This is a genomic window from Acinetobacter sp. YH12252, from assembly GCF_013417365.1.
Taxonomy (GTDB): domain Bacteria; phylum Pseudomonadota; class Gammaproteobacteria; order Pseudomonadales; family Moraxellaceae; genus Acinetobacter; species Acinetobacter towneri.
Genome location: NZ_VPEA01000001.1, coordinates 12,283 through 36,738 on the forward strand (window position 1 = coordinate 12,283; position 24,456 = coordinate 36,738).

23 protein-coding genes are annotated in these 24,456 nt (G+C 41.4%); 14 read left to right on the forward strand and 9 right to left on the reverse strand.

Features of this window, described 5'->3' with window-relative positions; translation table 11 throughout:
• Window positions 1-22: 22 nt before the first annotated feature.
• Together FTV28_RS00060 and FTV28_RS00065 are read right to left on the reverse strand one after the other, a co-directional pair.
• Entirely contained in the window at window positions 23-1,198 is a 1,176-nt protein-coding gene (locus FTV28_RS00060; RefSeq protein ID WP_004972439.1) for a thiolase family protein, read from the reverse strand.
• Between the two features lie 130 nt (window positions 1,199-1,328).
• Complete coding sequence (locus tag FTV28_RS00065; RefSeq protein ID WP_178867341.1) at window positions 1,329-1,847, reverse strand: GspH/FimT family pseudopilin; 519 nt, start codon at window positions 1,845-1,847, stop codon at window positions 1,329-1,331.
• A gap of 375 nt (window positions 1,848-2,222) precedes the next feature.
• Here FTV28_RS00065 and omp38 point away from each other — a divergent pair, with 375 nt between their 5' ends.
• A complete protein-coding gene (gene omp38 / locus FTV28_RS00070; RefSeq protein ID WP_179989192.1) occupies window positions 2,223-3,254 on the forward strand; it encodes an outer membrane protein Omp38 in 1,032 nt (343 codons plus the stop codon).
• A gap of 496 nt (window positions 3,255-3,750) precedes the next feature.
• Here omp38 and FTV28_RS00075 read toward each other — a convergent pair whose 3' ends face one another.
• The 3 genes from FTV28_RS00075 to FTV28_RS00085 form a co-directional block, all read right to left on the reverse strand.
• Window positions 3,751-5,214 (reverse strand): amino acid permease, encoded by a 1,464-nt coding sequence (locus FTV28_RS00075; protein ID WP_179989193.1) that lies wholly within the window; start codon window positions 5,212-5,214, stop codon window positions 3,751-3,753.
• Window positions 5,211-6,248, reverse strand: coding sequence for a methyltransferase (locus FTV28_RS00080; protein ID WP_179989194.1), 1,038 nt, complete (start codon window positions 6,246-6,248; stop codon window positions 5,211-5,213). Before FTV28_RS00080 ends, FTV28_RS00075 begins: the two co-directional genes overlap by 4 nt.
• A gap of 65 nt (window positions 6,249-6,313) precedes the next feature.
• Window positions 6,314-7,684 carry a uracil-xanthine permease family protein gene (locus FTV28_RS00085; RefSeq protein ID WP_004972426.1) on the reverse strand — a complete coding sequence of 457 codons (1,371 nt, stop codon included), beginning with the start codon at window positions 7,682-7,684 and terminating at the stop codon, window positions 6,314-6,316.
• A gap of 172 nt (window positions 7,685-7,856) precedes the next feature.
• Between FTV28_RS00085 and typA the strand changes: the two genes are divergently transcribed.
• Together typA and mscL are read left to right on the forward strand one after the other, a co-directional pair.
• Window positions 7,857-9,695 carry a translational GTPase TypA gene (typA, locus tag FTV28_RS00090; protein ID WP_004972424.1) on the forward strand — a complete coding sequence of 613 codons (1,839 nt, stop codon included), beginning with the start codon at window positions 7,857-7,859 and terminating at the stop codon, window positions 9,693-9,695.
• Between the two features lie 199 nt (window positions 9,696-9,894).
• Complete coding sequence (mscL, locus tag FTV28_RS00095) at window positions 9,895-10,329, forward strand: large conductance mechanosensitive channel protein MscL (protein WP_004972423.1); 435 nt, start codon at window positions 9,895-9,897, stop codon at window positions 10,327-10,329.
• Between the two features lie 91 nt (window positions 10,330-10,420).
• Here the strand turns inward: mscL and FTV28_RS00100 are convergent, their stop codons facing one another.
• Both FTV28_RS00100 and mutM read right to left on the reverse strand, forming a co-directional pair.
• The gene (locus FTV28_RS00100; protein WP_096901561.1) at window positions 10,421-10,699 is read right to left on the reverse strand and encodes a peptidylprolyl isomerase; all 279 of its coding nucleotides are present in this window, start codon (window positions 10,697-10,699) and stop codon (window positions 10,421-10,423) included.
• A complete protein-coding gene (gene mutM, locus FTV28_RS00105; protein ID WP_004972419.1) occupies window positions 10,696-11,556 on the reverse strand; it encodes a bifunctional DNA-formamidopyrimidine glycosylase/DNA-(apurinic or apyrimidinic site) lyase in 861 nt (286 codons plus the stop codon). Before mutM ends, FTV28_RS00100 begins: the two co-directional genes overlap by 4 nt.
• A 288-nt stretch (window positions 11,557-11,844) precedes the next feature.
• Here mutM and FTV28_RS00110 point away from each other — a divergent pair, with 288 nt between their 5' ends.
• Both FTV28_RS00110 and FTV28_RS00115 read left to right on the forward strand, forming a co-directional pair.
• Window positions 11,845-12,981, forward strand: coding sequence for an NADH:flavin oxidoreductase/NADH oxidase (locus FTV28_RS00110; RefSeq protein WP_179989195.1), 1,137 nt, complete (start codon window positions 11,845-11,847; stop codon window positions 12,979-12,981).
• A gap of 124 nt (window positions 12,982-13,105) precedes the next feature.
• Window positions 13,106-14,038: an AEC family transporter gene (locus FTV28_RS00115; protein WP_096901559.1), complete on the forward strand. Its 933-nt coding sequence runs from the start codon at window positions 13,106-13,108 to the stop codon at window positions 14,036-14,038.
• A gap of 102 nt (window positions 14,039-14,140) precedes the next feature.
• Here FTV28_RS00115 and FTV28_RS00120 read toward each other — a convergent pair whose 3' ends face one another.
• Window positions 14,141-14,947, reverse strand: a complete 807-nt coding sequence (locus FTV28_RS00120; protein ID WP_026438287.1) for a tetratricopeptide repeat protein — start codon at window positions 14,945-14,947, stop codon at window positions 14,141-14,143.
• A 190-nt stretch (window positions 14,948-15,137) separates the two neighbouring features.
• Window positions 15,138-15,860 (reverse strand): folate-binding protein YgfZ, encoded by a 723-nt coding sequence (locus FTV28_RS00125; protein WP_179989196.1) that lies wholly within the window; start codon window positions 15,858-15,860, stop codon window positions 15,138-15,140.
• Window positions 15,861-16,116: 256 nt separating this feature from the next.
• Here FTV28_RS00125 and acnD point away from each other — a divergent pair, with 256 nt between their 5' ends.
• The 9 genes from acnD (at window position 16,117) to FTV28_RS00170 (ending at window position 24,303) form a co-directional block, all read left to right on the forward strand.
• Entirely contained in the window at window positions 16,117-18,723 is a 2,607-nt protein-coding gene (gene acnD, locus FTV28_RS00130; protein WP_096901558.1) for a Fe/S-dependent 2-methylisocitrate dehydratase AcnD, read from the forward strand.
• A 296-nt stretch (window positions 18,724-19,019) separates the two neighbouring features.
• The gene (locus tag FTV28_RS00135) at window positions 19,020-19,250 is read left to right on the forward strand and encodes an antitoxin (protein ID WP_004972406.1); all 231 of its coding nucleotides are present in this window, start codon (window positions 19,020-19,022) and stop codon (window positions 19,248-19,250) included.
• Entirely contained in the window at window positions 19,250-19,669 is a 420-nt protein-coding gene (locus tag FTV28_RS00140; RefSeq protein WP_136144745.1) for a type II toxin-antitoxin system VapC family toxin, read from the forward strand. Before FTV28_RS00135 ends, FTV28_RS00140 begins: the two co-directional genes overlap by 1 nt.
• Before the next feature lie 130 nt (window positions 19,670-19,799).
• On the forward strand, window positions 19,800-19,943 hold the full coding sequence (locus FTV28_RS00145) for a zinc ribbon-containing protein (protein ID WP_004972403.1): 144 nt from the start codon (window positions 19,800-19,802) through the stop codon (window positions 19,941-19,943).
• Window positions 19,944-20,049: 106 nt separating this feature from the next.
• Window positions 20,050-20,622 carry a DUF4126 domain-containing protein gene (locus tag FTV28_RS00150; protein WP_179989197.1) on the forward strand — a complete coding sequence of 191 codons (573 nt, stop codon included), beginning with the start codon at window positions 20,050-20,052 and terminating at the stop codon, window positions 20,620-20,622.
• 571 nt (window positions 20,623-21,193) lie between these two features.
• Window positions 21,194-21,445: a DUF6868 family protein gene (locus tag FTV28_RS00155; RefSeq protein ID WP_179989198.1), complete on the forward strand. Its 252-nt coding sequence runs from the start codon at window positions 21,194-21,196 to the stop codon at window positions 21,443-21,445.
• A gap of 83 nt (window positions 21,446-21,528) precedes the next feature.
• Window positions 21,529-22,242: an SIMPL domain-containing protein gene (locus FTV28_RS00160; protein WP_179989199.1), complete on the forward strand. Its 714-nt coding sequence runs from the start codon at window positions 21,529-21,531 to the stop codon at window positions 22,240-22,242.
• Window positions 22,243-22,407: 165 nt separating this feature from the next.
• Window positions 22,408-23,073, forward strand: a complete 666-nt coding sequence (locus tag FTV28_RS00165; protein ID WP_179989200.1) for an RluA family pseudouridine synthase — start codon at window positions 22,408-22,410, stop codon at window positions 23,071-23,073.
• 279 nt (window positions 23,074-23,352) lie between these two features.
• Window positions 23,353-24,303 carry a DUF5660 family protein gene (locus FTV28_RS00170; RefSeq protein WP_228291706.1) on the forward strand — a complete coding sequence of 317 codons (951 nt, stop codon included), beginning with the start codon at window positions 23,353-23,355 and terminating at the stop codon, window positions 24,301-24,303.
• Window positions 24,304-24,456 lie beyond the last annotated feature (153 nt).

Sequence of the window (24,456 nt, forward strand, 5' to 3'; positions counted from 1 at the left end):
CGAAATAGGGGTTGCAAGGCACTTAAAGTAATTCAATCGCGACCGCAGTTGCTTCACCACCACCAATACAGAGAGCAGCCACACCACGCTTGCCACCTGTACGTTTAAGCGCATGAATCAAAGTTAGGATAATACGTGAACCTGTAGAACCCACAGGATGCCCAAGCGCACATGCACCACCGTTAATATTCACTTTTTCAGGATCAAGCTTGAACTCATCCATTGGGCACATGGTGACCATAGCAAAAGCTTCATTAATTTCCCATAAATCTACATCTGCAACTTGCCAAGCTGCTTTATCCAATACTTTTTGAATCGCAGCAACAGGGGCGATGGTGAACTCAGATGGGTGTTGTGAATTGGTGGCATAAGCCACAATTTTCGCCAATGGTTGCAAACCTTTGCTTGCTGCATTTTCTGCAGATGTCAGGACTAAAGCCGAAGCGCCATCCGAAATTGAGCTGGCATTGGCTGCGGTAATTGTGCCATCTTTGGCAAAAGCTGGACGAAGGGTTGGGATTTTTTCAATATTGGCATTAAACGGTTGTTCGTCTTTATCGACAACCACGTCACCTTTACGTGTTGAAACATGTACAGGCACAATTTCATCGGCAAAATAGCCTTCATTTACGGCAGTTTGCGCACGTTTAAGAGAGCGAATCGCAAAATCATCCATTTGTTCACGGGTATAGCCTTTGCTATTGGCCATATCTTGTGCGAATGAGCCCATTAAACGCCCTGTTTCTGCATCTTCTAAGCCATCTAAGAACATGTGATCTTTCACATCACCGTGTCCCATGCGGTAACCCGCACGTGCTTTAGTCAGAATATAAGGTGCATTACTCATTGACTCCATACCACCAGCGACAATGATTGAGGCAGAACCTGCTTTGATTGCATCGGCTGCTTGCATGACAGCTTTCATACCAGAACCACAGAGTTTGTTGATGGTGACCGCACCTGTAGAATCTGGTAAGCCTGCTTGACGCATCGCCTGACGAGCAGGGCCTTGCTTTAAGCCTGCAGGCAGGACGCAGCCCATAATGACTTCATCGATTTCTGTTGCTTGTACCCCCGCACGTTGAATGGCCGCTTGGATACTCGCCGCACCTAATTCTGGTGCAGTCACATTGGCTAAACTGCCTTGAAAGCCACCCATTGCAGTGCGTGCACCATTTACAATAACGATATCCGTCATTTTATTCTCCCAGTTTTTTATATGTGCTTTTGTCTAGATTTAATTCCAAGCAGGAATAGATCACTTCAGCAGTATAGGCAAAAAAAGATGAGAATAAAGTGACAATATAAAGATCATTTAGACTGCTCAGTTAACATCCATTGATGTCTTCAGCTCGAGTTTGCCCCATTTTACTAAGCACCAGTCGTTTGCTCGCGACGTGAGTAGAGCAGTAAAAGAAACTACCATTCGAGCCGATCGGCAAACCTTGTTGTGCATTAAAAGTTACACTGGGTATGTTTAAAGTGCCACGCCAATCCAAGGTACCGTATTTAAGTGCAGTTTTTTCTGTATAAAGAATGTATTCATTGTTGTCTATCTGACGATTTTTATTTCGATCAATAAAAATCATAAAACCCGTATTCCAGTTTTGCTTACTGCATTGGCTAAAGTCATGTGTTGGACAGATCACAACATTACTATGATGGGTGAAGGCATGGGAGCGTGCTATTTTCAGGCTGGACTGTAATGAATACTGAATTCGCTTGAGTTCTTGTTGTGCCATCAGCTGATGAAAATAGGGCAGGGCAATCATGACTAAAATCGCACTAATTGCTAACGTGACGATCAATTCAAACAGCGTGAAGCCGTTTTTGCTTATATTTGACATAAGTCTATACCTGTTATTGTTATGTTTTTTTATGATTAATTTGAGTAATTTGTTGTTTTATAGCGCTTTATCTGCTGTATAATAAATATTAAACAACTTTCGAGAAAGCTGTTAAAATAAAGCGCAAGAAAGATAAGCTATTCACAATAAAAAATTGAGTAGAAAGTTACCGAATTACAACGGAAATTGTAAGTAATTTTGTCAATAATTTACTTGATTAAAATTATCAAGCACTTGGAAAAGTAATAAAGTGTTTGTATGATTCAAAGTGACTAGCTTAAAAATAATACTGGGGTATAAAAAAGCCTATCTCAGGGTAGTCGAAAATTTAAGCTTGAGCTTGAACAACAATTGTTATCTCTGGAGGATAAATCCATGAAAATGAGTCGTATTGCATTAGCAATGCTCGTAGCTGCTCCTTTAGCTGCTGCAAACGCGGGCGTAACTGTTACCCCAATAATGCTTGGTTACAACTTTGTTGATACTGAACACAACAACGACAAGCTAACAGATGGTCCAGAATTACAGGACGATTTATTTGTTGGTGCAGCACTTGGTGTTGAACTTACTCCTTGGTTAGGTTTCGAAGCTGAATATAGCCAAGTTAAAGGTGATGTAGATGGTGCTGGTGAAGGCGCTGAATATAAGAAGCAGCAATTAGCTGGTAACTTCTATGCAACTTCTGACTTAATTACCAAAAACTATGACAGCAAAGTGAAGCCATATGTTCTTCTAGGTGCGGGTCACTACAAATATAAAGCAACTGGTGGTGATGCTGATTGGGCTGGTGAAAACGAAGGTACTATCGGTAATGCTGGTGTGGGTGCATTCTGGCGCTTAAACGATGCTTTATCTCTTCGTACAGAAGCACGTTCAACATATAACTTCGATGAGAAATTCTGGGACTACACAGCTTTAGCTGGTCTTAATGTCGTTCTTGGCGGTCACTTGAAGCCAGCTGCTCCTGTAGTAGAAGTTGCTCCAGTTGAAACCGTTGCTCCAGTTCAACCTGCTCCACAAGAGTTGACTGAAGACTTGAACATGGAACTTCGTGTGTTCTTTGATACCAACAAATCAAACATCAAAGATCAGTACAAGCCAGAAATCGCTAAAGTTGCTGAGAAGTTAGTTGAATATCCAAACGCTACTGCTCGCATCGAAGGTCACACTGACAACACTGGTCCACGTGCATTGAACGAACGTTTATCTTTAGCTCGTGCGAACTCTGTTAAATCTTCACTTGTAAATGAATACAATGTAGATCCAGCTCGTTTGTCTACTCAAGGTTTCGCTTGGGATCAACCGATTGCTGACAACAACACTAAAGAAGGTCGTGCTATGAACCGTCGTGTATTCGCGACGATCACTGGCAGCCGTACAGTGACTGTTGAACAACAAGCTCAATAATTTGAGTTAAGTTGAAAAAACGACTCTTCGGAGTCGTTTTTTTATGCTTCTCTTTTATGAGGTGTCTGGATTAGAAAGTGCCTGAAATGATTTACATTCAATACGTTTAAAAAATATTGTAAAAGTATGATTTTTAGAATAAAGAGTAAATAAGGTAGAGGCTGATGGTGCTTAATATTTCGGTCTGTTGACTCGTAAACTTAGTCGAATTTTTATACCAAGTTTATCGTTAATTCATTTAAAAACTCCAAAGCGTCGTCGCAGATCAAACTTTTAAAATATGGACTCGATGTCTATCAGTCGATCAAATCGTTGTTTAACGATTATAAAATCAACATTGAGCAGTTTGTGATGTGATCTCTCGCCGTATTATCAATAATGAAAGTGCTTTAAAAATAAAATTTGTCTTAAATTTACGCCATAAAAAAACAGCCAAATGTTGGCTGTTTTTAGAATCTTGGCTTCTCAAACGAAGTGCAATAGAAGAAGATTTACTTTAGTCATGATCAGGGTGTAGTGGTTTCACATCCATATCCTGATATGCAATCAGTTTGGTTCTGTGTTTCCATTTATAGCCTAACCAAATGACCAAGAACAAAAGAATACCAATATAAGTCGATAAAACAGCGAGCCATTCACCTTCAAGCACTGCTTGGTAGTTTTGCCCTAATACAACAATCGCACATAAAATAAAGGCAAACCATGGCGCAAAAGGAAAGAATTTGGCGCGGTAATCTAAATCTTCAAGTTTGTAGCCTTGTGCCAAATAGCCTTTACGGAAGCGGTAATGCGATACAGCAATTCCGAGCCAAACGATAAAGCCACACATGCCTGACATATTCAGAAGCCAGTTAAATACTTGTTTTTCACCAATAAATGTTGTTAAAAAACATAGTGCAGCGATTGCTGTTGTGGCATACAGTGCATTCATTGGGACGCCACGAGCATCCAAGCGGGCAAAAGCTTTTGGTGCACTGCCTTTACGTGCCATATCAAATAGCATACGGGTCGATGAATACATACCCGAGTTACCAGCAGAAAGAATCGCAGTTAAAATTACTGCATTCATGACACTTGCGGCAAAGGCAAAGCCTGCCTGTTCATATAGTAAAGTAAACGGAGAGAGTGCAATGTTATCGGTGGCGGCTGCTTGAAGTAAACGTGGGTCATCATAGGCGATTAAGGTACCAATAATAAAAATACACACGATATAAAACAACAAAATACGCCAGAAGATTTGTTTGATTGCAATAGGAATGGTTTTCTTAGGATTTTTAGATTCACCCGCTGCAACGCCAACCATTTCAGTACCTTGAAATGAGAATCCTGCAATCATCGCCACACCAATTAAGGCAGATAGTCCACCTACAAATGGCGCTTCGCCTTTGCTCCAATTGGCAAATGTAGCAACATCAGGGTTGAGCATGATTTTGACAATCATAAAAATACCGATAATGATGAATGCCACAATCGCAAGTACTTTGACCAAAGAAAAGAAGAACTCAGACTCACCAAAACCTTTGACGGTTAATGCGTTAATTGCGAAAACCACCGCTAAAAATAATGCACTCCAGTAAAAGCCAGGAATATCAGGAAACCAAAATTTCATGATGAATTGCACCGCAACCAATTCAAATGCCACGGTAATAGCCCAGTTGTACCAATAGTTCCAACCTAGTGCAAAACCGAAACCACCTTCGACATATTTACTGCCATAGGTAAAGAACGCGCCTGAAGTTGGATTATGCGTTGCAAGTTCGCCTAGACTGGTCATCAAAAAATAAATCATGACGCCAATTAGGGCATACGCAAGCAAGGCGCCACCAGGACCTGCATTAGCAATGGTCGCACCTGAAGCAAGGAATAAACCTGTACCAATTGAGCCACCAATGGCGATCATGTTTAAATGACGCGCACCGAGCTTACGCTGCAGTTTTCTACTGTTGTGTGAGTCGCTCATCCTACTTCCTTTGTATTTTTCTGCGTGCTGGCAAACAGCACTTTAAAGCCTTGTTGATCTGCCTTGATTGTGCATTGACCGAAACTTTGTTCAATTAAGAGTGGATAATTCAAAAAGCGATTGGCCACAATCCAAAGTTCACCACCCGATTTCAGATGACGACGTGAGGTTTTACACAGATTTTCACTGGCATCGTAATGTGTTTGAATGCCTTGGTGGAACGGGGGATTACTCACGATGGCATGCAAAAATAGCGGTGCATCTTCAATGCCTGTCACGGCTTTAATTTCAAGTTGTTGTGGATTGAGCTGATTTTTTTCAAACGTCATTTGCGTTGACGCTAAAGCAAAGGCATCGACATCTAAAGCAAAAATACGATTTTCAGGGTTAAGTTTGGCTAAGTAAGCACTTATCACACCCGCGCCACAGCCAAAATCTGCAATTTTTCCAGCAGTAACCTGATTCAAATAAGGCAATAATACAGCCGTGCCAACATCCAAGTGTTTTTGGCTAAATACACCCGGCAAGGCACTAATTTGTAAATCACCTTTAGGTGTAGCAACTGTATAGTTTTTCGCCCAATCTGCTAAGGTTTTAGTTTGAACCTTGCAGTCTAAAATCAGCTGCCATAGTTGGCAGTGGCGGGCGCTATCTAGTTTGAGTGTTTTGCCATAAGGTTGTAATTGCTTTGCAGCCCGTTCAATTCCTGCTTTCTTTTCACCGACTAAAAATACGCTGCTGCCTTGTGGGAGTTGTGCGGCAATGGTGTGAATCAGGTAATTGAGCAGTTCCTTGGATTTCGGCACAAAAATAACAGCCTGATCAAATTCACCTGCAGGCGATTCTGCACCAAAATGCACTTGCGCCTGTCGATTTTGAAAGTATTGATAGTCGTTAAAATTCCATGTCCAAACAGAAGCTTGGATTGAGTCACCCAATTCTGCGAGGAGTTGATCGGTCGGGGCATTGATCAGTAGAACGCGACCAGAAAAATAGTCATATTGTCTGAGTAAAACTTCGCTTTGGGGGTTCATGGTTCTCTCTCCAATAGAAAAACACTGCCCAAGTTCAGCTCAGACAGTGTTTTTTGGACATGCAATTACTTTTTAGTTTCAGGAAGCACAATATTTAAAATGAGTGCTGCAATACCGCCTGTTGCAACGCCTGAACTGAAAATATTACGGAATAATTCAGGTAAGTGTTCCAGAATTTGTGGCACTTGTGCAACACCTAAGCCTAAGCCTAATGAAATTGCAATAATCAGTAAGGCACGACGATCTAAAGCGACACCTGAAAGAATATTGATTCCCGAAGCGGCAACGGCACCAAACATCACCATCACAGCACCACCTAGTACGGCTTGAGGCACAGCCTGAATCACACCTGCAACTGCAGGAAGTAAACCTAAAATGATGAGTAGGGCAGCAATCCAAATGCCGACATAACGGCTAGCAACACCTGTAAGTTGAATCACGCCATTATTTTGGGCAAATACCGAACTTGGAAAGGTGTTGAAAATCCCTGCCAAGAATGAGTTAGCGCCATTTACCAATACACCGCCTTTAATGCGTTGCATCCATTGTGGGCCATCGACAGGTTGATTGGAGAGTTTAGAGGTCGCGGTAATATCACCAATGGCTTCTAATGACGTCACCAAATAAATAAATGCCAATGGAATGAATAAGCTCCAAGAGAAATCCAGTCCAAAATGCATCGGAGTCGGCACTTGTACTAGAGGGGCATCTTTCAGACCTGAAAAGTCGAGATGACCCATCATGCCTGCCATTGCATAACCAATCACCAAGGCAATTAAAATGGCAGAGCTTTTAATCCACGTGATATTGATGCGGTTCAAAATAATAATAATTGCCAAGACGGTACACGACATAATCAGGTTGTCGGTATTGGCAAAGGTATTATTGCTCATGGCTTGGTAGCCACCGCCCATACTGATTAAACCTTCTTTAATTAAGGTCAAACCAATGAGAAGTACCACAATACCAGTGACCAATGGGGTAATCAGCTTTTTGACCCACGGTAAAATTTGCGATACGCCCATTTCAATAAACGAACCTGCAATGACCACGCCAAAAATTGCCGCCATGACCGATTCAACAGGTGTGCCTGCGGCGACCATAGCAGAGCCAATACCAATGATTGGGCCAATAAAGTTAAAACTGGTGCCTTGCACAATGAGCAAACCTGCACCAAAAGGGCCGACTTTTTTACATTGTAAAAAGGTTGCAATGCCTGAAATGACCAAAGACATTGACAAGATCATGTTGGTATCTTGTTTGGAAACACCTAAAGCCAAGCAAATTAAGAGACCTGGTGTGACAATTGGAACAATAATTGCCAGTAAATGCTGAAAAGCTGCTAAAAAAGCGATGAATGGTTTTGGACGGTCATTCAGACCATAGACCAAATCGAGCTGGTCTTTTGGGTGGGGAGAGTGGTTTAAATCAGACATGAGTCATAAAAAATTGCAAAAGTGGCGCTATTCTAATCGAGTTACACAGCTTTACAAAACCCAAAGCACGCCACTCATCAAAAAAAATTGTGTGTGTCAATAAAGTGTCACTATAAAACTTTAGTATTTTTCTGTATAATTTGCCCTCAAATTTATAGCGTATTGAATTTAAATGTCTGATATTAAAACTCTCCGCAACATCGCAATTATTGCGCACGTTGACCACGGAAAAACAACTCTTGTGGATAAACTTTTACAACAATCGGGCGCACTCGGTGAACGAGCGGGCGAGATTGAGCGTGTCATGGATTCAGGCGCTATTGAAAGTGAACGTGGTATTACCATTCTTGCAAAAAACACTGCAATCAAGTGGTTAGACAAACGTACTGATACTGAATACCGCATTAACATTGTGGACACCCCGGGACACGCCGACTTCGGTGGCGAAGTTGAACGTGTAATGTCGATGGTGGATTGCGTACTTCTTTTGGTTGACTCACAAGAAGGCCCAATGCCACAAACACGTTTCGTAACGCAAAAAGCGTTCGCACGTGGTTTGAAGCCAATCGTGATCATCAACAAAGTAGACAAGCCAAACGCGCGTCCAGACTGGGTTATTGATCAAGTATTTGACTTGTTTGATAACTTGGGTGCAACCGATGACCAATTAGACTTCCCAATCGTATATGCATCAGGCTTACGTGGTGTTGCTGGTCCTGCGCCAGACGAATTAGCGGAAGATATGACGCCGTTATTCCAAACAATTGTAGATATCGTTGAGCCACCAGCAGTTGATGTTGATGGTCCATTCCAAATGCAAGTCTCTTCACTTGACTATAATAGTTTCGTGGGTGTGATTGGTGTGGGTCGTATTCAACGTGGTTCTGTGAAATTGAATACACCTGTAACCGTGATTGACCAAGAAGGCAAAACACGTAACGGTCGTATCTTAAAAATCATGGGTTACCACGGTTTAGAGCGTATCGACATCGAATCTGCATCTGCAGGTGACATCGTTTGTGTAACAGGCATGGACGAATTGCATATTTCTGACACGATTTGTGATCCGAAAAATGTAGAAGCTTTACCACCGCTTTCTGTAGACGAACCAACGGTATCGATGACATTCCAAGTCAACAACTCACCGTTTGCAGGTAAAGAAGGTAAATTCGTGACTTCACGTAACATCCGTGAACGTCTTGACCGTGAATTGATTCATAACGTTGCACTTCGTGTAGAAGATACTGACAGTCCAGACCGTTTCAAAGTATCTGGTCGTGGTGAGCTTCACCTTTCTGTATTGATTGAAAACATGCGCCGTGAAGGCTTCGAAATGGGTGTATCTCGTCCGCAAGTCATCTTGAAAGAGATTGATGGCGAAATGCAAGAACCATACGAAAACGTGACTTTTGACGTAGAAGAACAGCACCAAGGCGCTGTGATGGAACAAATGGGTAACCGTAAAGGTGAGATGACCAATATGGAAGTAGACGGTAAAGGTCGTATCCGTATTGAAGCCACTGTGCCTTCACGTGGTTTAATTGGTTTCCGTTCTGAATTCATGACCATGACTTCTGGTACGGGTATCATGACGTCAAGCTTCTCACACTATGGCCCAATGAAAGCAGGTCAAGTTGCGAAACGTCAAAACGGTGTGTTGATTTCTATGGTTCAAGGTACTTGCCTTGGCTATGCATTGTTCACATTGCAGGACCGTGGTCGTCTATTTGCTAAACCTCAGTTAGAAGTTTACGAAGGTATGATCGTAGGGATTAACTCTCGTTCAGACGACATGACAGTTAACCCAACTAAAGCGAAACAGTTAACTAACGTACGTGCTTCTGGTACTGATGATGCGTTGACATTGGTACCTGCAATTGAATTCACGCTTGAACAAGCGCTTGAATTTATTGAAGATGATGAATTAGTTGAAGTAACACCTAAGTCAATCCGTATCCGTAAACGCTGGTTGACTGAAAACGAACGTAAACGTAACCGTTCTGGTAAATAAGTTTTAAAAATGATGTTGTCCTCATGCGGGGCAGCAAAATTTAAAAATGCCATCAATTTATTGATGGCATTTTTTGTTTAAAATTAGCAAACCAATATATAAAAGCAGATGATTTCCGAGTAAATTACGTGGAAATGAAGCTATAAAATTAATGTATACTTCGTCACATAAATTAAAGTCAAAAAAACTGGAGATTTAAATGAGTATTATTCAAGAGTTCCGCGAATTTGCGGTAAAAGGTAACATGATCGACTTGGCTGTCGGTGTGATTATTGGTGGGGCATTTGGTAAAATTGTTGACTCATTAGTGAAAGATATCATCATGCCATTGATTACTGTGATCACTGGCGGTGGTGTGGATTTCACACAAAAGTTCTTTGTTTTGGGCGATAACCCAAACAATTTACAGTCTTTAGATGAGTTAACCAAAGCAGGTGTAAATGTCCTGACCTATGGTAACTTCCTTACGATTTTAATTAACTTCATTATTTTGGCATGGGTGGTGTTCTTAATGGTGAAAATGATTAATCGTATGCGCCGTAAACAAGAAGAAGCAGCGCCAGAACCAGCAGCAACGCCAGAAGATATCGCGTTGCTACGTGAAATTCGTGATGAATTGAAAAAACGTCAATAATTTTTAATACGCAATCAAAACAAACGGCGCTTTATGCGCCGTTTGTTTGCACCCTATTCTCTAGGATGGAGAGGCGCTGAAGGCATAAAAATTACATCCGAAACTTTACTTCTACCAAATGAAAACCAAACTGACTTTTTACAGGTCCGTGTAGTACGCGTTCTGCTGCGGTAAACACTAATTTATCAATGACGGGTACCAATTGTCCTTTTTTGACCTCACCCAATTCCCCACCTTTTTTTCCTGAAGAGCAGGTCGAAAATTGTTTGGCAATTTTGGCAAAATCAGCACCTGATTGAATCCGCTTTTTCAGTTGTTCACAGGTTTCTTTATCTTTCACTAAAATATGACGCACAATAGCGGTTCTCATACTTTTTTACCTCGTTTGCTTGTTGCAGCTTTAGTCGAAGTGAGTACTTTTTTCAAAGGCTGACATTCAGGACAAAATACCGAGGCACGTTGGCCCAGTTTTAAATTTTCTAGTGTGGTTTCACAGTTCACACACATTTCACCTGCACGTCCATACGCCAACAAGGTTTGTTGGAAATAGCCATTTTCGCCCATCGCATTGCTGTAATCACGTAAGGTCGAACCGCCTAAATCAATCGCTTGTTTTAAAATGCGTTTGATTTCGAGCACTAGTTTTTCAATCTGTTTCAAACTGAGTGATGATGCAGGTTGTGCAGGGTGAATACCTAAATTAAACAGACTTTCCGTGGCATAAATATTGCCCACACCCACCACGACATGGTTATCCATAATTGCAACTTTGATGCCAACATTTTTGTTTTTGAGCTTCTGTGCAAGATAGTCGGGGTTAAAGGCATCACTCAACGGCTCAGGGCCAAGTGGATCTATCAGTTTGCGTTGAGAGCTTTCATTTAGCCATAAAATACAGCCAAAGCGACGTGGGTCGTGGTAGCGCAATTGTATATCTTCAAACTGAATAATCAAATGGTCGTGTTTGCGTAAATCTTCCTGCGCATCGCAAAGACGAAAACTGCCCGACATGCCTAAATGCCACAACATGCTGTCCTGTTCAAATTGCGCCAGAATGTATTTGGATCTGCGGGTCAATTGCAGTAATTTTTGTCCTGTGAGTTTATGTAGGTTTTCTGGAATGGGCCAGCGTAAATTGGCTTGACGTACTTCTACATTCAGGACTTTTTGATCAAGTAGCGGCAATAGACTAGTTTTGGTAGTTTCAACTTCTGGTAATTCTGGCATGGTACAAATTCAATCCGCTTTTAGAAATTAAGCAGGCAAGGACATACAGTAATGCGCTTAATATTGGGCATTATCCATAGAATACAAGCCATAGTGTGCTGTCGCAAAATTATTCTGTGTAAAACAAAAGCAGGCTTTGCAAAAACCATACAACACGTTATAAATAAATCATTTTTAAACATCTATTATAGAAAAACCATCTAAAACAGATGGCAGATTCTGAGTGATTACTTCTTTTTTATTTAATGATTCGCTTTTGGTGAATCGCACTGTATGAGGGCTTGCAGCGTGACATTACTTTTTCAGCCGATTCAATTTGGATCACTGCAACTTGCCAACAAAATTGTTATCGCCCCGATGTGTCAATATTCTGCCAATGAACAAGGTGAATTGAGCTATTGGCATGAGCAGCAATGGGCCAATTATGCCTTGTCCGGCGCAGGGATGTGTATAGTAGAAGCCACGGCAGTGCAGGCAGAAGGACGTATTAGTTATGCAGATTTAGGCTTATGGAATGACATGCAGCGTGCGCAGATGAAAGCACTATTGCATAAAGTTAAAAGTTTATCGACTATGCCATTTGCTGTGCAGTTGGCACATGCGGGTCGTAAAGCTTCAACCGATAAACCGTGGCAGGGCATAGGACAGTTTGCACCGAATGAAGAACATGGTTGGCAGACGGTATCGGCCAGTGAGTTGCCATTTCAATCGCACGAACATCCACCGCATGCTTTAACGCAAGATGAAATTCAACAGGTCATTGCAGACTTTGCCAGCGCCGCAGTACGAGCGGTGGATGCAGGTTTTGACTTAATCGAAATTCATGCCGCACATGGCTATTTATTGCATCAATTTATGTCGCCATTGTCTAATCACCGCCAAGATGAATATGGCGGCAGTTTGGAAAATCGGATTCGCCTTACATTGGAAGTATTTCAAGCGATTCAAAATGCTGTTCCACAAGGCTATCCAATTGGGGTGCGAATTTCTGCAACAGACTGGATGGATGATGCAGAGGGTTGGAATGTGGAATCTTCAGTAGGTTTGGCAAAAGCACTGGAGCATTTAGGTGCGGCTTATATTCACGTGTCGAGCGGTGGTTTGCATGTCGATCAAAAAATTGATTTACATGCGGGTTATCAAACACCATTTGCACATGCCATTAAGCAAGCTGTAAAAATTCCTGTAATTGCGGTGGGTTTGATTACCGAAGCGATGCAGGCAGAAGGTATTTTGCAATATGAACAGGCCGATGCGATTGCGATCGCACGTGCGATTTTATATGACCCTCGTTGGCCATGGCATGCTGCGGCAGAATTGGGTGAAAAAATTGAGATTGCCCCGCAATATTTGCGCTGTCAGCCGCATGGGTTTCGTACTTTATTTGCGCCGTTTAAATCCACAGATACGGAAGTGGAATCCTAATATTTTATCTGCTTAAAATAAGTGAAACTTAAACTATTTTGCCGTGCTTTATAGGGAGATTCGGTGTAAGGTAAATCAGTAAAAACCATGTCGATCATGGGCAACACTGAAAAAGGATGTCAGGGTGTTACTGAGTATTTTATTTCCCATTTGTACCGTAGTACTGTTGGGATATTTTGCCGTCAGAAGCCAATTTATTGAGACCAGTGCGATTCAGTTTCTAGGTCAATTTGTCATGAAAGTGGCGTTGCCTGCATTTCTATTGCAGGCATTGGCCAGTAAAAGTTTGTCAGAAATCTGGCATCCCGCTTATTTTTTAGGTTACGGTGGCGGTTCTATTCTGCTGTTTATCTTTGCCTTTTTACTGTATCGGCATTATTTTAATTCAAACTTAACCCATGCCAGTGTCTTGGCAATGGGTGCATCAATGTCAAATACAGGGTTTATTGGCACTGCTATTTTGACTTTGTTGATTGGCAGTCAATCGGCAATTTATTTGTCTTTAACTTTAATTGTCGAAAATTTAATTATTGTGGCATTGATGCTGATTTTGGCAGAACGAGGGCTACAATCTTCAGCGAAATCAGGTTGGCAGGTGTATGCCGAAACTGTGCAGCGCTTACTGAAAAATCCAGTAATTTTATCTATTTTATTGGGTATGCTGTGCGTATTGTTGAATTTCAAACTGCCGCAAGCTATTGCACAAGTGCTGGAAATGTTGGGCAAAACTGCTTCACCTTTGGCTTTATTTGTGATTGGTGGAAGTTTGGTCGGCATGCAAATCAAGTCGGTGAATTTGCAAAGTATTGTTTTGGTTGCATTCAAAGTATTGCTGATGCCACTCACGATTTTTGGAATTTTATGGGCATTAGATGTGAACCGAGAAATGCTATTTGTCGGGACTTTGCTTGCGGCTTTACCAATGCCAATTGCCTTTGGTATTTTCGGGCAGCACTATGGTTTACATGAAAAAGCCTTAGCCCCCTTGGTGTTGAGTACAGTTTTTGGTTTTGTGATGGTGGCGATTTTATTGACACAATCGGGTAAGTATTTATAGCAACGGTATCGAAGTGCTCAAATCATAAAAAAAGTCTGTACCATGCTGATACAGACTTTTTTTAAAATTTCTCTGATTAATAGCCTTTATAAAGAAACTATCTTAACTTTTCTTAGCGGTTGCCTTGTTGGAAGCTTTGGCTTGATCTGCCATCATTTTTTCAACCACAGCCAATGATTCTTTGGCTTGCGCTACATTTTCCTGTGCCAGTGAGGCAAAAATCTTTTTCGCTTCAGGCAAGTTTTGCGGCACGATATTGCCATTCACAAACATATTGCCCACTGCCATGAGTGCAGGAATATAACCCTTTTGCGCCAAGTTTTGAATGCTTTGCAGCCCTTGCTTAATTGGTGCTTCATCTTTGTTTTTAAAGCCTGTGCTAATTTCGTACAAGGCTTTTGCATGTATGGCTTGATAATGATCTTTGGCAATTAAAGGTTGTAATAGTTTTAAACCTTTTTGGTCAGATGCTGCCGTATTTTCCGAGAAATATAAAACGGCTAAATCGACTGTGGCATCATTAAAACCCTGATTGGATGCCGTCTGTAAATATTGTTTGGCTTTAGCAGCATCCTGTTTTAAACCCAGTGCGCCAGTAAGATAGTTTTTGCCTAAAACATAACTCGCAACAGGGTAGCCTTTTTGGGCAGATTGCTCATACAACTGAATGGCTTTCTTTTCATTTTTTGCTGTGCCTTGTCCAGTTTGTGTCAAATAGCCTAAGTTATACATGGCTTGCGCATTGCCTGTTTTGGCAAGCTTTTCTAATTCCTGATAGGCATCTTTAACCTTGTTGGCTTGCATTAATTGTTCAATTTTGGCAAAAGCAGGATCGGTTGGAATGTTACTATTTGCCATACTGATGCTGCTAGATAGGGCGATTGCACCCGCAATGAGTAGTTTTTTCATCATTTGAGTTGTACCTTGTTCTCTTTTACACATCATTCCGTTGATGTGCGTTTTGTTTTTACAGTGGTGCATTCATCATAAGTTGAAAAGTGTGAATGTAAATATAAAAAATGTGTACGAATGCTTTTTTTTTCATTGTCATTTGAAGGGAATCTTGCGACTCCCTTAACCTGAGCGGGTGGAATCTATTTTATTGCGGACGTGCAACATCGCCATTCAAATGTTCAGGCAAAGCCAATACTTGTACAGCTAACTCTTCCAAAGCACTTGGTTTGGCAACCACCAACGCTTTAAAACCTTCTGCAGTCGCTATGCTATTCACCACTTCCACATCATTATTCAGTTTGGCGGCAGGTGCAGGTGCTTCGCCTGAACCCTGAATTAAATGCAACCAATGTTTTGGTTTGGCTTTAAACCATAAACGTGCCACGACTTCCTGACCCAAATAACAGCCTTTGTCATAATGCACGCCATCTCGTTGATGCAAACGCAATTCCTGCGGTTGAAACACTTCTGCTGTTGAGGCTTGAATCCATGCCTGACCTGTTTCAATCGCTTGTAGTTGCCATGCGTTTAAATCAGTCACTTCAGCTGAAAATTCAGTTTGATTGCCCTGAATGGTTGGGTAAACCGTACCGATGGCTTCAAGCTGCATTTTTGAAAATGCACCAAACTTTTTAATGTGTTTGGCTAAATCTTCGGCTTGGTCGGCTGTGCTGATGATTTTAAAACATTCGGACGAGATTTTTTTAAGCCAGAAGCCAAACTGAACGCGTCCTTTTAAACTGCAAATTGCGGTATAACAGGTTGTATTTTCAGCTAATGTTTCGACATTGACTGTTACCTGACCTTGCAGGAATTTTTGTGCATCGACACCGTTTAAACTTAAAGCACTGAAAGCTAAATCGCGCATGAATAACCTTTCACATTGAAATCTAAGACTAAAGAATGAGGTCAATTTTGCGCTATTTTTCAAAAAAAAGCATTTTTAGGGCAAGAATTTTACTAAAAATGTAATTAAATGTTTCAAAAACCCCTGTTTTTATATTTAAGTGTATGAAATATATAGGATTTGGGAAATGGGTTTTTGGCAGCGTACAATGCTTTCGACGGGTGGAAACAATCATCCCATAAGATGTTGAGAACAATAGAGTAAGGGCGAATACCAGATGAATAACAACTACCGCAAACCACTGCAAGGCACTCAGCTCGATTTTTATGACGTGCGACAAGCCGTTGAAGATATCCAGCCAGGCGCTTATGCCAAACTTCCTTATACCTCAAAAGTACTTGCAGAACAGTTAGTGCGCCGTTGTGACCCTGCAATTTTAGAACAATCTTTAAAACAATTGATTGAGCGTAAACAAGAGCATGATTTTCCGTGGTATCCAGCGCGTGTGGTATGTCACGACATCTTGGGGCAAACTGCGCTCGTTGACTTAGCAGGTTTACGTGATGCAATTGCCGATCAAGGTGGCGATCCTTCTAAAGTGAATCCTGTCGTACCTACCCAGTTAATTGTCGATCACTCTTTAGCTGTGGAATATGGCGGTTTTGACCCAGATGCTTTCCGTAAAAACCGTGAAGTGGAAGATCGTCGTAATGAAGACCGTTTCCACTTTATTGAATGGACGAAAACTGCATTTGAAAATGTTGATGTGATTCCTGCAGGCAACGGCATCATGCACCAGATTAATCTGGAAAAAATGTCACCAGTCATTCAAAACCGTGAAGGCATTGCATTCCCAGATACTTGTGTGGGTACAGACTCACACACACCACATACCGATGCTTTGGGTGTCATTTCTGTAGGTGTAGGCGGTCTTGAAGCTGAAAACGTGATGTTGGGTCGTGCTTCTTGGATGCGTCTGCCAGACATTATTGGTGTGGAGTTGGTCGGTCAGCGTCAGGCTGGTATTACGGCAACGGACATCGTATTGGCTTTAACCGAGTTTTTGCGTAAAGAACGTGTGGTCGGTGCATATTTAGAATTCTTTGGTGAAGGTGCAGATAGCATGTCGGTGGGGGATCGTGCCACGATTTCCAACATGACACCTGAATATGGTGCAACTGCCGCTATGTTCTACATCGATCAAAACACCATCGACTATTTAACCTTAACAGGTCGTGAAGCAGATCAGGTCAAACTGGTTGAAACTTATGCTAAAGAAATTGGTCTTTGGGCATCTGAAATGACACAGGCAGAGTATCCACGTGTATTACGTTTTGACCTTTCAACAGTAACTCGTAACATTGCAGGCCCATCGAATCCGCATGCGCGTGTTTCAACTGCAGACTTAAAAGAAAAAGGCATTGCAGGTGTGGTTGAAAACCGTACTGATGGTTTAATGCCAGATGGTGCCATCATCATTGCTGCGATTACCTCTTGTACTAATACCTCAAACCCGCGTAATACTGTAGCAGCAGGTTTGTTGGCACGTAAAGCCAATGAGTTAGGTTTAGTGCGTAAGCCTTGGGTGAAATCATCATTTGCACCAGGTTCTAAAGCGGCTGCATTGTATTTGGAAGAAGCAGGCGTACTGAAAGACTTAGAAAAACTTGGTTTTGGTATTGTCGCTTATGCATGTACTACTTGTAACGGTATGTCTGGTGCATTAGACCCAGCGATTCAACAAGAAATTATTGACCGTGACTTGTATGCGACTGCTGTGCTGTCGGGTAACCGTAACTTTGATGGTCGTATCCATCCGTATGCGAAACAAGCATTTTTGGCATCGCCACCGTTGGTTGTGGCTTATGCGATTGCAGGAACGATTCGTTTTGACATCGAAAAAGATGCTTTGGGCACAGATCAAAATGGTAACCCGATTTATCTGAAAGATATTTGGCCATCTGATGCTGAAATTGATGCTTTGGTGAAAGAATCGGTTAAACCTGAACAATTCCGCCAAGTGTACATTCCAATGTTCGATTTGGGAGAGTCGGAAAAATCTGAAAGTCCACTCTACGACTGGCGTCCACAAAGTACTTATATCCGCCGTCCACCATATTGGGAAGGTGCATTGGCTGCGCCACGTACTTTAGCCAATATGCGTCCGTTGGCAATTTTGGGCGATAACATCACCACAGACCATTTATCTCCATCGAATGCGATTATTTTAGACTCGGCAGCAGGGGAATATTTGGCAAAAATGGGCTTGCCAGAAGAAGATTTCAACTCTTATGCAACGCATCGCGGTGATCATTTGACTGCACAGCGTGCAACTTTGGCGAATCCGAAATTGTTTAATGAAATGGTGGTACGTTCAGACGGCACAATTAAGCAAGGTTCTAAAGCGCGTGTTGAGCCAGAAGGCGAAGTAATGCGTATGTGGGAAGCGATTGAAACTTATATGAACCGTAAGCAGCCGTTAATTATTATTGCGGGTGCAGATTATGGTCAGGGTTCAAGCCGTGACTGGGCTGCAAAAGGCGTGCGTCTTGCGGGTGTGGAAGCGATTGTGGCTGAAGGTTTTGAGCGTATTCACCGTACCAACTTGGTGGGTATGGGCGTATTGCCACTTGAGTTTAAAGCGGGTGTTAACCGTAAAACTTTAGGTTTGGATGGTACGGAACTTTATAGCGTGATTGGTAATATTGCGCCACGTTCGACTTTGACTTTGGTGATTGAGCGTTCAACGGATGATGGTAAAAACCAAACAATTGAAGTGCCAGTAACTTGTCGTTTAGATACCGAAGAAGAAGTATCTGTGTATGAGGCGGGCGGTGTATTGCAACGCTTTGCGCAGGATTTCTTGGAAGGGAATGTGGCTTGATGATGTTTTAAGAATCTTCTTTAATTTTTCTTCTTTAAAGAAATGTTAGAGAATGATTATTGTTGAGAAAAGACCTCATTGTTAAGTGAGGTCTTTTTTTTTTGGAAGATGAATATATTGTGAATTAAACAGCAAACTCCTTGTAAACCTAACTTAATTTTCTAAAAAGTATCTTTCATTCAAAAAATCAGCAGTTATCAAAAACAATAAAATTTAAAAGTAGAAGTTTATTTGGTTGAAAAACACCCAATAAATACCTATCATAAGATATGTATCAAAAACGATGGAGTAGCCCAATGACTACCGCAAAAGTTTTTATGACAGGACGAAGTCAAGCCATTCGATTGCCTAAAGAATTTCGCTTTGAAGGCAAAGAAGTTGAAATCTTTCGTCGTGGTGATGAAGTGATTCTTCGTGAAAAACCAGTCACGGTAGATCGGTTATTTAAAGCGTTATCCCAAATGCCAAATGACTTTTATGCAGATGAAAGAGAAGATCTGCCGCCTCAAGAACGGGAAATGTTCTAATGCAAGTACAATATTTATTAGATACAAATATTTGTATTTACATTATTAAATACCAACCTGAAATTGTGCGTCAGTATTTTGAAAAACATCTTCCGCATCGAAATATATTAATTTCTGTCATTACGTTGGGAGAATTACGTTTTGGTGCAGAAAAAAGTCAACATAAAGAAAAGGCTTTAAAAGTCATAGATGAATTAACATCAATGATTCAAGTGGTTGAATTGGATGAAAATGTTGCACACCATTATGCAGAAATACGCCAGAACTTTGCATCTAAGGGGCAGATCATTGGCGCAAATGACTTATGGTTAGCAGCACATGCACGTGCAAATCATTGGGTCATGGTCACCAATAACGAAAAAGAATTTACTCGTGTCGATGGATTAAAAGTCGAAAACTGGGTATCTAATCCTTTGTAATTGAGTTAGATTTTTTATAAAAATCATCCTTCGCCCAACTGCCCTCATCACCCGTCAAAATGGACAATAGACAATCATCACAGAATAGATATACTGGATTGACCATTTCTAAACCACACGGAGAACAAAGATGGTAACTGCAGGTGATAAACCAGGAACAGGCTTCTATTTTTGTGTCCAATGCGGGCATCGCGTTTACTTAGAAATTGGTACAGACCGTCTACCACCGTGTACCAAATGCCATGGCACCCAATATAACAACAAGGTTGCCTAAGCTACACGACATAAAACAGCAGATCCTGTTTTAATCTAAAGCCCTATCACCCGATGGGGCTTTTTGCTATTTTAGCCATAGAAAACCCAAGGCAATGAGGTACAACATGGAAACAATACTCGGTTTATGTGTCGGCATTGGGCTAAGTGCTGCCAGTGGTTTTCGGGTTTTTGTGCCTTTGATGGTCATGAGTGTTGCGGCGCTCATGGGTTGGTTTGAACCCTTGAAAGGTTTTGAATGGTTGGCGATGCCTGCTGTTTGTCTAGCTTTGACCGTGGCAACAATCAGTGAAATTGCTGCGTATTATGTGCCGTGGGTCGATAATTTGCTCGACACCGTTGCCACACCTGCTGCCATGATTGCAGGAACACTCACCACTATGGCAGTAAGCAGTGGCGAAATGTCGCAATTTGCCAGTTGGGCTTCGGCAATTATTGTGGGTGGAGGTACAGCGGGTGTAGTGCAAATGAGCACGGTTGCGGTACGTGGGGTATCGACTGCAACTACAGGTGGAGTTGCGAATCCTATCGTTTCTACAGGAGAGTGGATTGGTGCAGCAGTACTTTCGGTATTGTCTTTAATTGTGCCTGTGTTAGTGGTGTTTGTGGTGGTCATTGCTTTAATTTGGGCTATTCGATGGATTCGTGGCAAAAAGAAAGTCGCAGAATCTTCGGTATAAGCCTTGCAGGAGCAGTTTGAAACCATTTCATAAAATATGTGGTAATAAATTCAATATTTCTGCTTTATTTGATGGTTTAAACGCATAAAAATTGCCTATTTGGGAAATATTTTAAAATATTGTTAAAAATGTAATAAAAAATTCAAAAAAATATAAAAATTAAATCATTTTGGGGAAACAATCCCAAGCTCAAATTACTACTATATATCTCAAGGGTGTGATGGGGATCGAAAAGAGTAGATTGCTGCCAGTTGCGTACAACGCGCGTGTAGTACTTACCCAAAAGGTCTCGATTCGGCTTAGGACGCTATAGATTAAAAGTTTATAGGCTATAAGATCATGGCTTATCCAGCATGATAGTTGAAGTAAACCACAGTTGTTTTCCCTAACACCCTCAAGAATTTTCAAAACAAATAACAACTTAAAATAACAGCCATAAAATTATAAAAATCTAAATAAAATATCAGTTTAAATTTAAATCTCTTTTAAATATTCGCTACAAAACTCCCATCAAGTCACTTATCTAAATCTGCTAAATTGAGCTTGTGATCTGCATCTAAACAGGTGTGATATGAGTGTTGATTACGATTTTTGGTGTCGATTTTTACTGACTTGCGCCCTAATTAATTACGCTATTTTAATGCTGTGGTTTGTTGTGTTGATATTTGCCCATGACTGGCTTCGGCAGTTACATGGCAAATGGTTCAAACTCTCCGATGCAAGTTTTGATGCGATTCATTATGGTGGCATGGTAGTTTATAAAATAGGGGTATTGCTGTTCAATATTGCACCGCTCATTGCGCTGTATATGATGCGACCTTAAATACCACAGTTTTAAAGCACGTTTAAAATACAAGATGTTGTCACAGCAAGGCTGAAAGACCACAATTCAAGGAGTTTACAAACATGAATCAATTAAAACCCGCACTGATTTTAGGTGGGCTGATTTGTTTGGGGATGGTGCTAGCAGGCTGGATTTTGGGCAACAGCGCACTGAAAATTAAACAATATGAGCGTGTGGTTTCGGTCAAAGGCTTGTCTGAGCGTGAAGTCAAAGCCAATGTAGCCGTGTGGCCCATTCGTTTTAGCGCAGCCAGTCAAGATTTGGCTGCTTTATATGACACCATGCAAAGCCAGACTGCACAAATTCAAAACTTTTTGAAAAATGAAGGTTTTGCTGCGGAAGAAATTACCATTGCTGCACCCGTGATTACCGATAAATACGCCCAGCAATATGGTGGAGATGGTAATGTTGCCTTGCGTTATACTGCGCATCAAACCATTACGGTGTATACCAAAAGTATAGATAAAGTCCGAAGTGCGCAAAGTCGTCTGGTTGATTTAGGCAAGAATGGTATTGCCTTTGGCGGTGAGGATTACGGGCAACGCACCGAATATTTATATACGCAACTAAATGACATCAAACCTGCCATGATTGAGCAAGCCACACAAAATGCCCGCAGTGTTGCAGAAAAATTTGCTGCAGATTCTGACAGTCGTTTAGGCAAAATTAAATCGGCCAATCAGGGCGTATTTAGTATTGAAGACCGTGACAGCAACACGCCATATTTGAAAAAAGTACGTGTGGTGTCTACGGTGGAATACTATTTAGCAGACTAAGTTTGGCAGACTAAGTTTCGCAGACTAAGTTTGACAGATTAAGCTTGGCAGACTCAGCCAATTTAAAATCTAAATCTTTACACTAAAAAGTACATCGCCCGACTGAATTGACAGTTTGGGCTGTGCTTGATATTTTGCCCGCACCGCTTTGCATGCTGTATGTTCATGGCTTTAAACGACAACTTTATTTATGCACCTCCACAAGAACCCTTAGTGATTGTCTATGAAGATGACGATTTATTGGTGATTGATAAGCCCGCAGGTTTATTGTCGGTGCCTGGGCGTTTGCCCGAACATCAGGACAGCGCATATTTAAGAGTACTCGCAGATTATCCTCAGGCAAAAATTGCCCATCGTTTAGATATGGCGACCTCAGGTATTCTCATGTTTGCCAAGCATCGTGATGCAGAAGTCGCATTGAGTAAAATGTTTCAGGCGCGAACAGTAGAAAAAAACTACATTGCTTTAATTCAAGGCAAACTTGAAGGTGAGGGCAGTGTCGATGTGCCTTTAATTACCGATTGGGAAAACCGTCCACGCCAAATTGTGCATTTCGATTTAGGCAAGCCTGCGCAAACGCTGTATCAGGCTTTGGAATATTGTGCGGTTGAAGATATTACCCGTGTATTGCTCACCCCGATTACAGGGCGCTCACATCAGTTACGAGTACACATGCAATATATTGGACATCCCATTACAGGCGATAAGTTATATCATCCTGAACCGAAAAAAAGCACTTTAGGTCGGATGGCGCTGCATGCCAGTTATTTGGCTTTCACGCAACCTTTAAGCCAAGTTCCTGTTGCAATTCGAGCACAGCTTCCTTTTTAGAGATTTTGGGATTCAATTTTTCTAACAGGCGAATATTTTTCAATTTTTTTGTGAAAATACTCAAAAATTGGGATAGTCTTCGTGCCGCTAACTCGCTAACGTATCTTTAGAGCTATCGTTATTCATTTGCCTTGGCATAAATGAAGGAAGTGAATAACTCGCTGTTTTAAAATTTTGTGTTTTTGAGTGTGGTGGGCTGTCAAAGCGGGTTAGAAAGCGTCTTTAAAACTGAAGATGACTTTTTAAAATATGGCAGACCAATGCGGTGGGAGAAGTTATATGCTGTATATATTGGGTGCAATCATTATTGTTTTGGTGGTGATTATTTTTTGGCAATCTCAGCGCCGCCGTGAGTTGTCTGCCAGCATTCAATCTTTACAAAGTAATTTAGACCGCACTCGCTCCAATTTAGCGTCCGATGAGTTGGAAAGTAATGAATTAGAGCATCAGCTGACTGTGCTACGCATCGAAATAGGCAGTTTAAAAGGTCGTTTAGAAACCTTGCAGCACTATCAACATATTTTAGACGTTGAGCAATATGTATTAGAACGTCGCCAACAAGTAGAAATGTTTGTAGAAATGATTAAATCCGAAGCGGAAAATACGCGGGAGCAGTGCAAGCAACAAGTTGAAAAAGTTCGAGATTTTTTAGCCGAGCATGAGCAAAAAACCAAAGCCAAAACGCTTAAAACAGCACAAGATCAATTGGGTGCTTTTTATAACTTGGTTGAAGAACGTCAGCAACTCGAACAGATTATGACCGCGCTGTATCATAAAATTGAACATCATACGCCTGCTTTTCAGTTGCCTGCACAGCAGCTATTGGATGATCTGATTGAAGGTTATGGCTATAGTGATGCAGCACAACACCTGCAGCAAGTACGACACAAGATTCAAGATGCGGTCAAAAATCAAGAAGTTGCGCATTGTGCTTTTGTCGATGAGCAACGCCGTCTAGCGGCAGTGACTTTGCTGGCTCAAGCATTTAATAGTAAAGCAGATTTATATTTGGCGCAGCTGACTGAACATAATTTGGCTGAATCGCTTCAAGCTTTGCAGGATGATTTTACTTTGCTCAATCATTATGCGGCTGCATTTGGACACGCAAAAGTTCTAGACTCTTATTTGACACTCCGACAAGAAGAATTAAAGTTTGCCGCTTTGCTGTTGGCATTTAAACAGGAAAGCTCTTGTCAGATGCCACAAATTAAACTGGCTGCAAATGCTTAGAGCAATTGCAGTGTCATGTAAAAGCAATCTTCTGGGTAATTCAGACTAAAGTCAGTGTAAAACGAGATGAAAATTGAGTCCTTCGGGCAAATTTGTGCTATGTTGAATTCACTATTTTGTCACTTGCCAGATATATATTGGCTAAAAAGATAA

Excerpts from the sequence above, each read along its gene's own strand:
- FTV28_RS00060 (WP_004972439.1), bottom strand. The coding sequence starts at position 1,198 with ATGACGGATATCGTTATTGTAAATGGTGCACGCACTGCAATGGGTGGC.
- FTV28_RS00065 (WP_178867341.1), bottom strand. The coding sequence starts at position 1,847 with ATGTCAAATATAAGCAAAAACGGCTTCACGCTGTTTGAATTGATCGTC.
- omp38 (WP_179989192.1), top strand. The coding sequence starts at position 2,223 with ATGAAAATGAGTCGTATTGCATTAGCAATGCTCGTAGCTGCTCCTTTA.
- FTV28_RS00075 (WP_179989193.1), bottom strand. The coding sequence starts at position 5,214 with ATGAGCGACTCACACAACAGTAGAAAACTGCAGCGTAAGCTCGGTGCG.
- FTV28_RS00080 (WP_179989194.1), bottom strand. The coding sequence starts at position 6,248 with ATGAACCCCCAAAGCGAAGTTTTACTCAGACAATATGACTATTTTTCT.
- FTV28_RS00085 (WP_004972426.1), bottom strand. The coding sequence starts at position 7,684 with ATGTCTGATTTAAACCACTCTCCCCACCCAAAAGACCAGCTCGATTTG.
- typA (WP_004972424.1), top strand. The coding sequence starts at position 7,857 with ATGTCTGATATTAAAACTCTCCGCAACATCGCAATTATTGCGCACGTT.
- mscL (WP_004972423.1), top strand. The coding sequence starts at position 9,895 with ATGAGTATTATTCAAGAGTTCCGCGAATTTGCGGTAAAAGGTAACATG.
- FTV28_RS00100 (WP_096901561.1), bottom strand. The coding sequence starts at position 10,699 with ATGAGAACCGCTATTGTGCGTCATATTTTAGTGAAAGATAAAGAAACC.
- mutM (WP_004972419.1), bottom strand. The coding sequence starts at position 11,556 with ATGCCAGAATTACCAGAAGTTGAAACTACCAAAACTAGTCTATTGCCG.
- FTV28_RS00120 (WP_026438287.1), bottom strand. The coding sequence starts at position 14,947 with ATGAAAAAACTACTCATTGCGGGTGCAATCGCCCTATCTAGCAGCATC.
- FTV28_RS00125 (WP_179989196.1), bottom strand. The coding sequence starts at position 15,860 with ATGCGCGATTTAGCTTTCAGTGCTTTAAGTTTAAACGGTGTCGATGCA.
- acnD (WP_096901558.1), top strand. The coding sequence starts at position 16,117 with ATGAATAACAACTACCGCAAACCACTGCAAGGCACTCAGCTCGATTTT.
- FTV28_RS00135 (WP_004972406.1), top strand. The coding sequence starts at position 19,020 with ATGACTACCGCAAAAGTTTTTATGACAGGACGAAGTCAAGCCATTCGA.
- FTV28_RS00140 (WP_136144745.1), top strand. The coding sequence starts at position 19,250 with ATGCAAGTACAATATTTATTAGATACAAATATTTGTATTTACATTATT.
- FTV28_RS00145 (WP_004972403.1), top strand. The coding sequence starts at position 19,800 with ATGGTAACTGCAGGTGATAAACCAGGAACAGGCTTCTATTTTTGTGTC.
- FTV28_RS00150 (WP_179989197.1), top strand. The coding sequence starts at position 20,050 with ATGGAAACAATACTCGGTTTATGTGTCGGCATTGGGCTAAGTGCTGCC.
- FTV28_RS00155 (WP_179989198.1), top strand. The coding sequence starts at position 21,194 with ATGAGTGTTGATTACGATTTTTGGTGTCGATTTTTACTGACTTGCGCC.
- FTV28_RS00160 (WP_179989199.1), top strand. The coding sequence starts at position 21,529 with ATGAATCAATTAAAACCCGCACTGATTTTAGGTGGGCTGATTTGTTTG.
- FTV28_RS00165 (WP_179989200.1), top strand. The coding sequence starts at position 22,408 with ATGGCTTTAAACGACAACTTTATTTATGCACCTCCACAAGAACCCTTA.
- FTV28_RS00170 (WP_228291706.1), top strand. The coding sequence starts at position 23,353 with ATGCTGTATATATTGGGTGCAATCATTATTGTTTTGGTGGTGATTATT.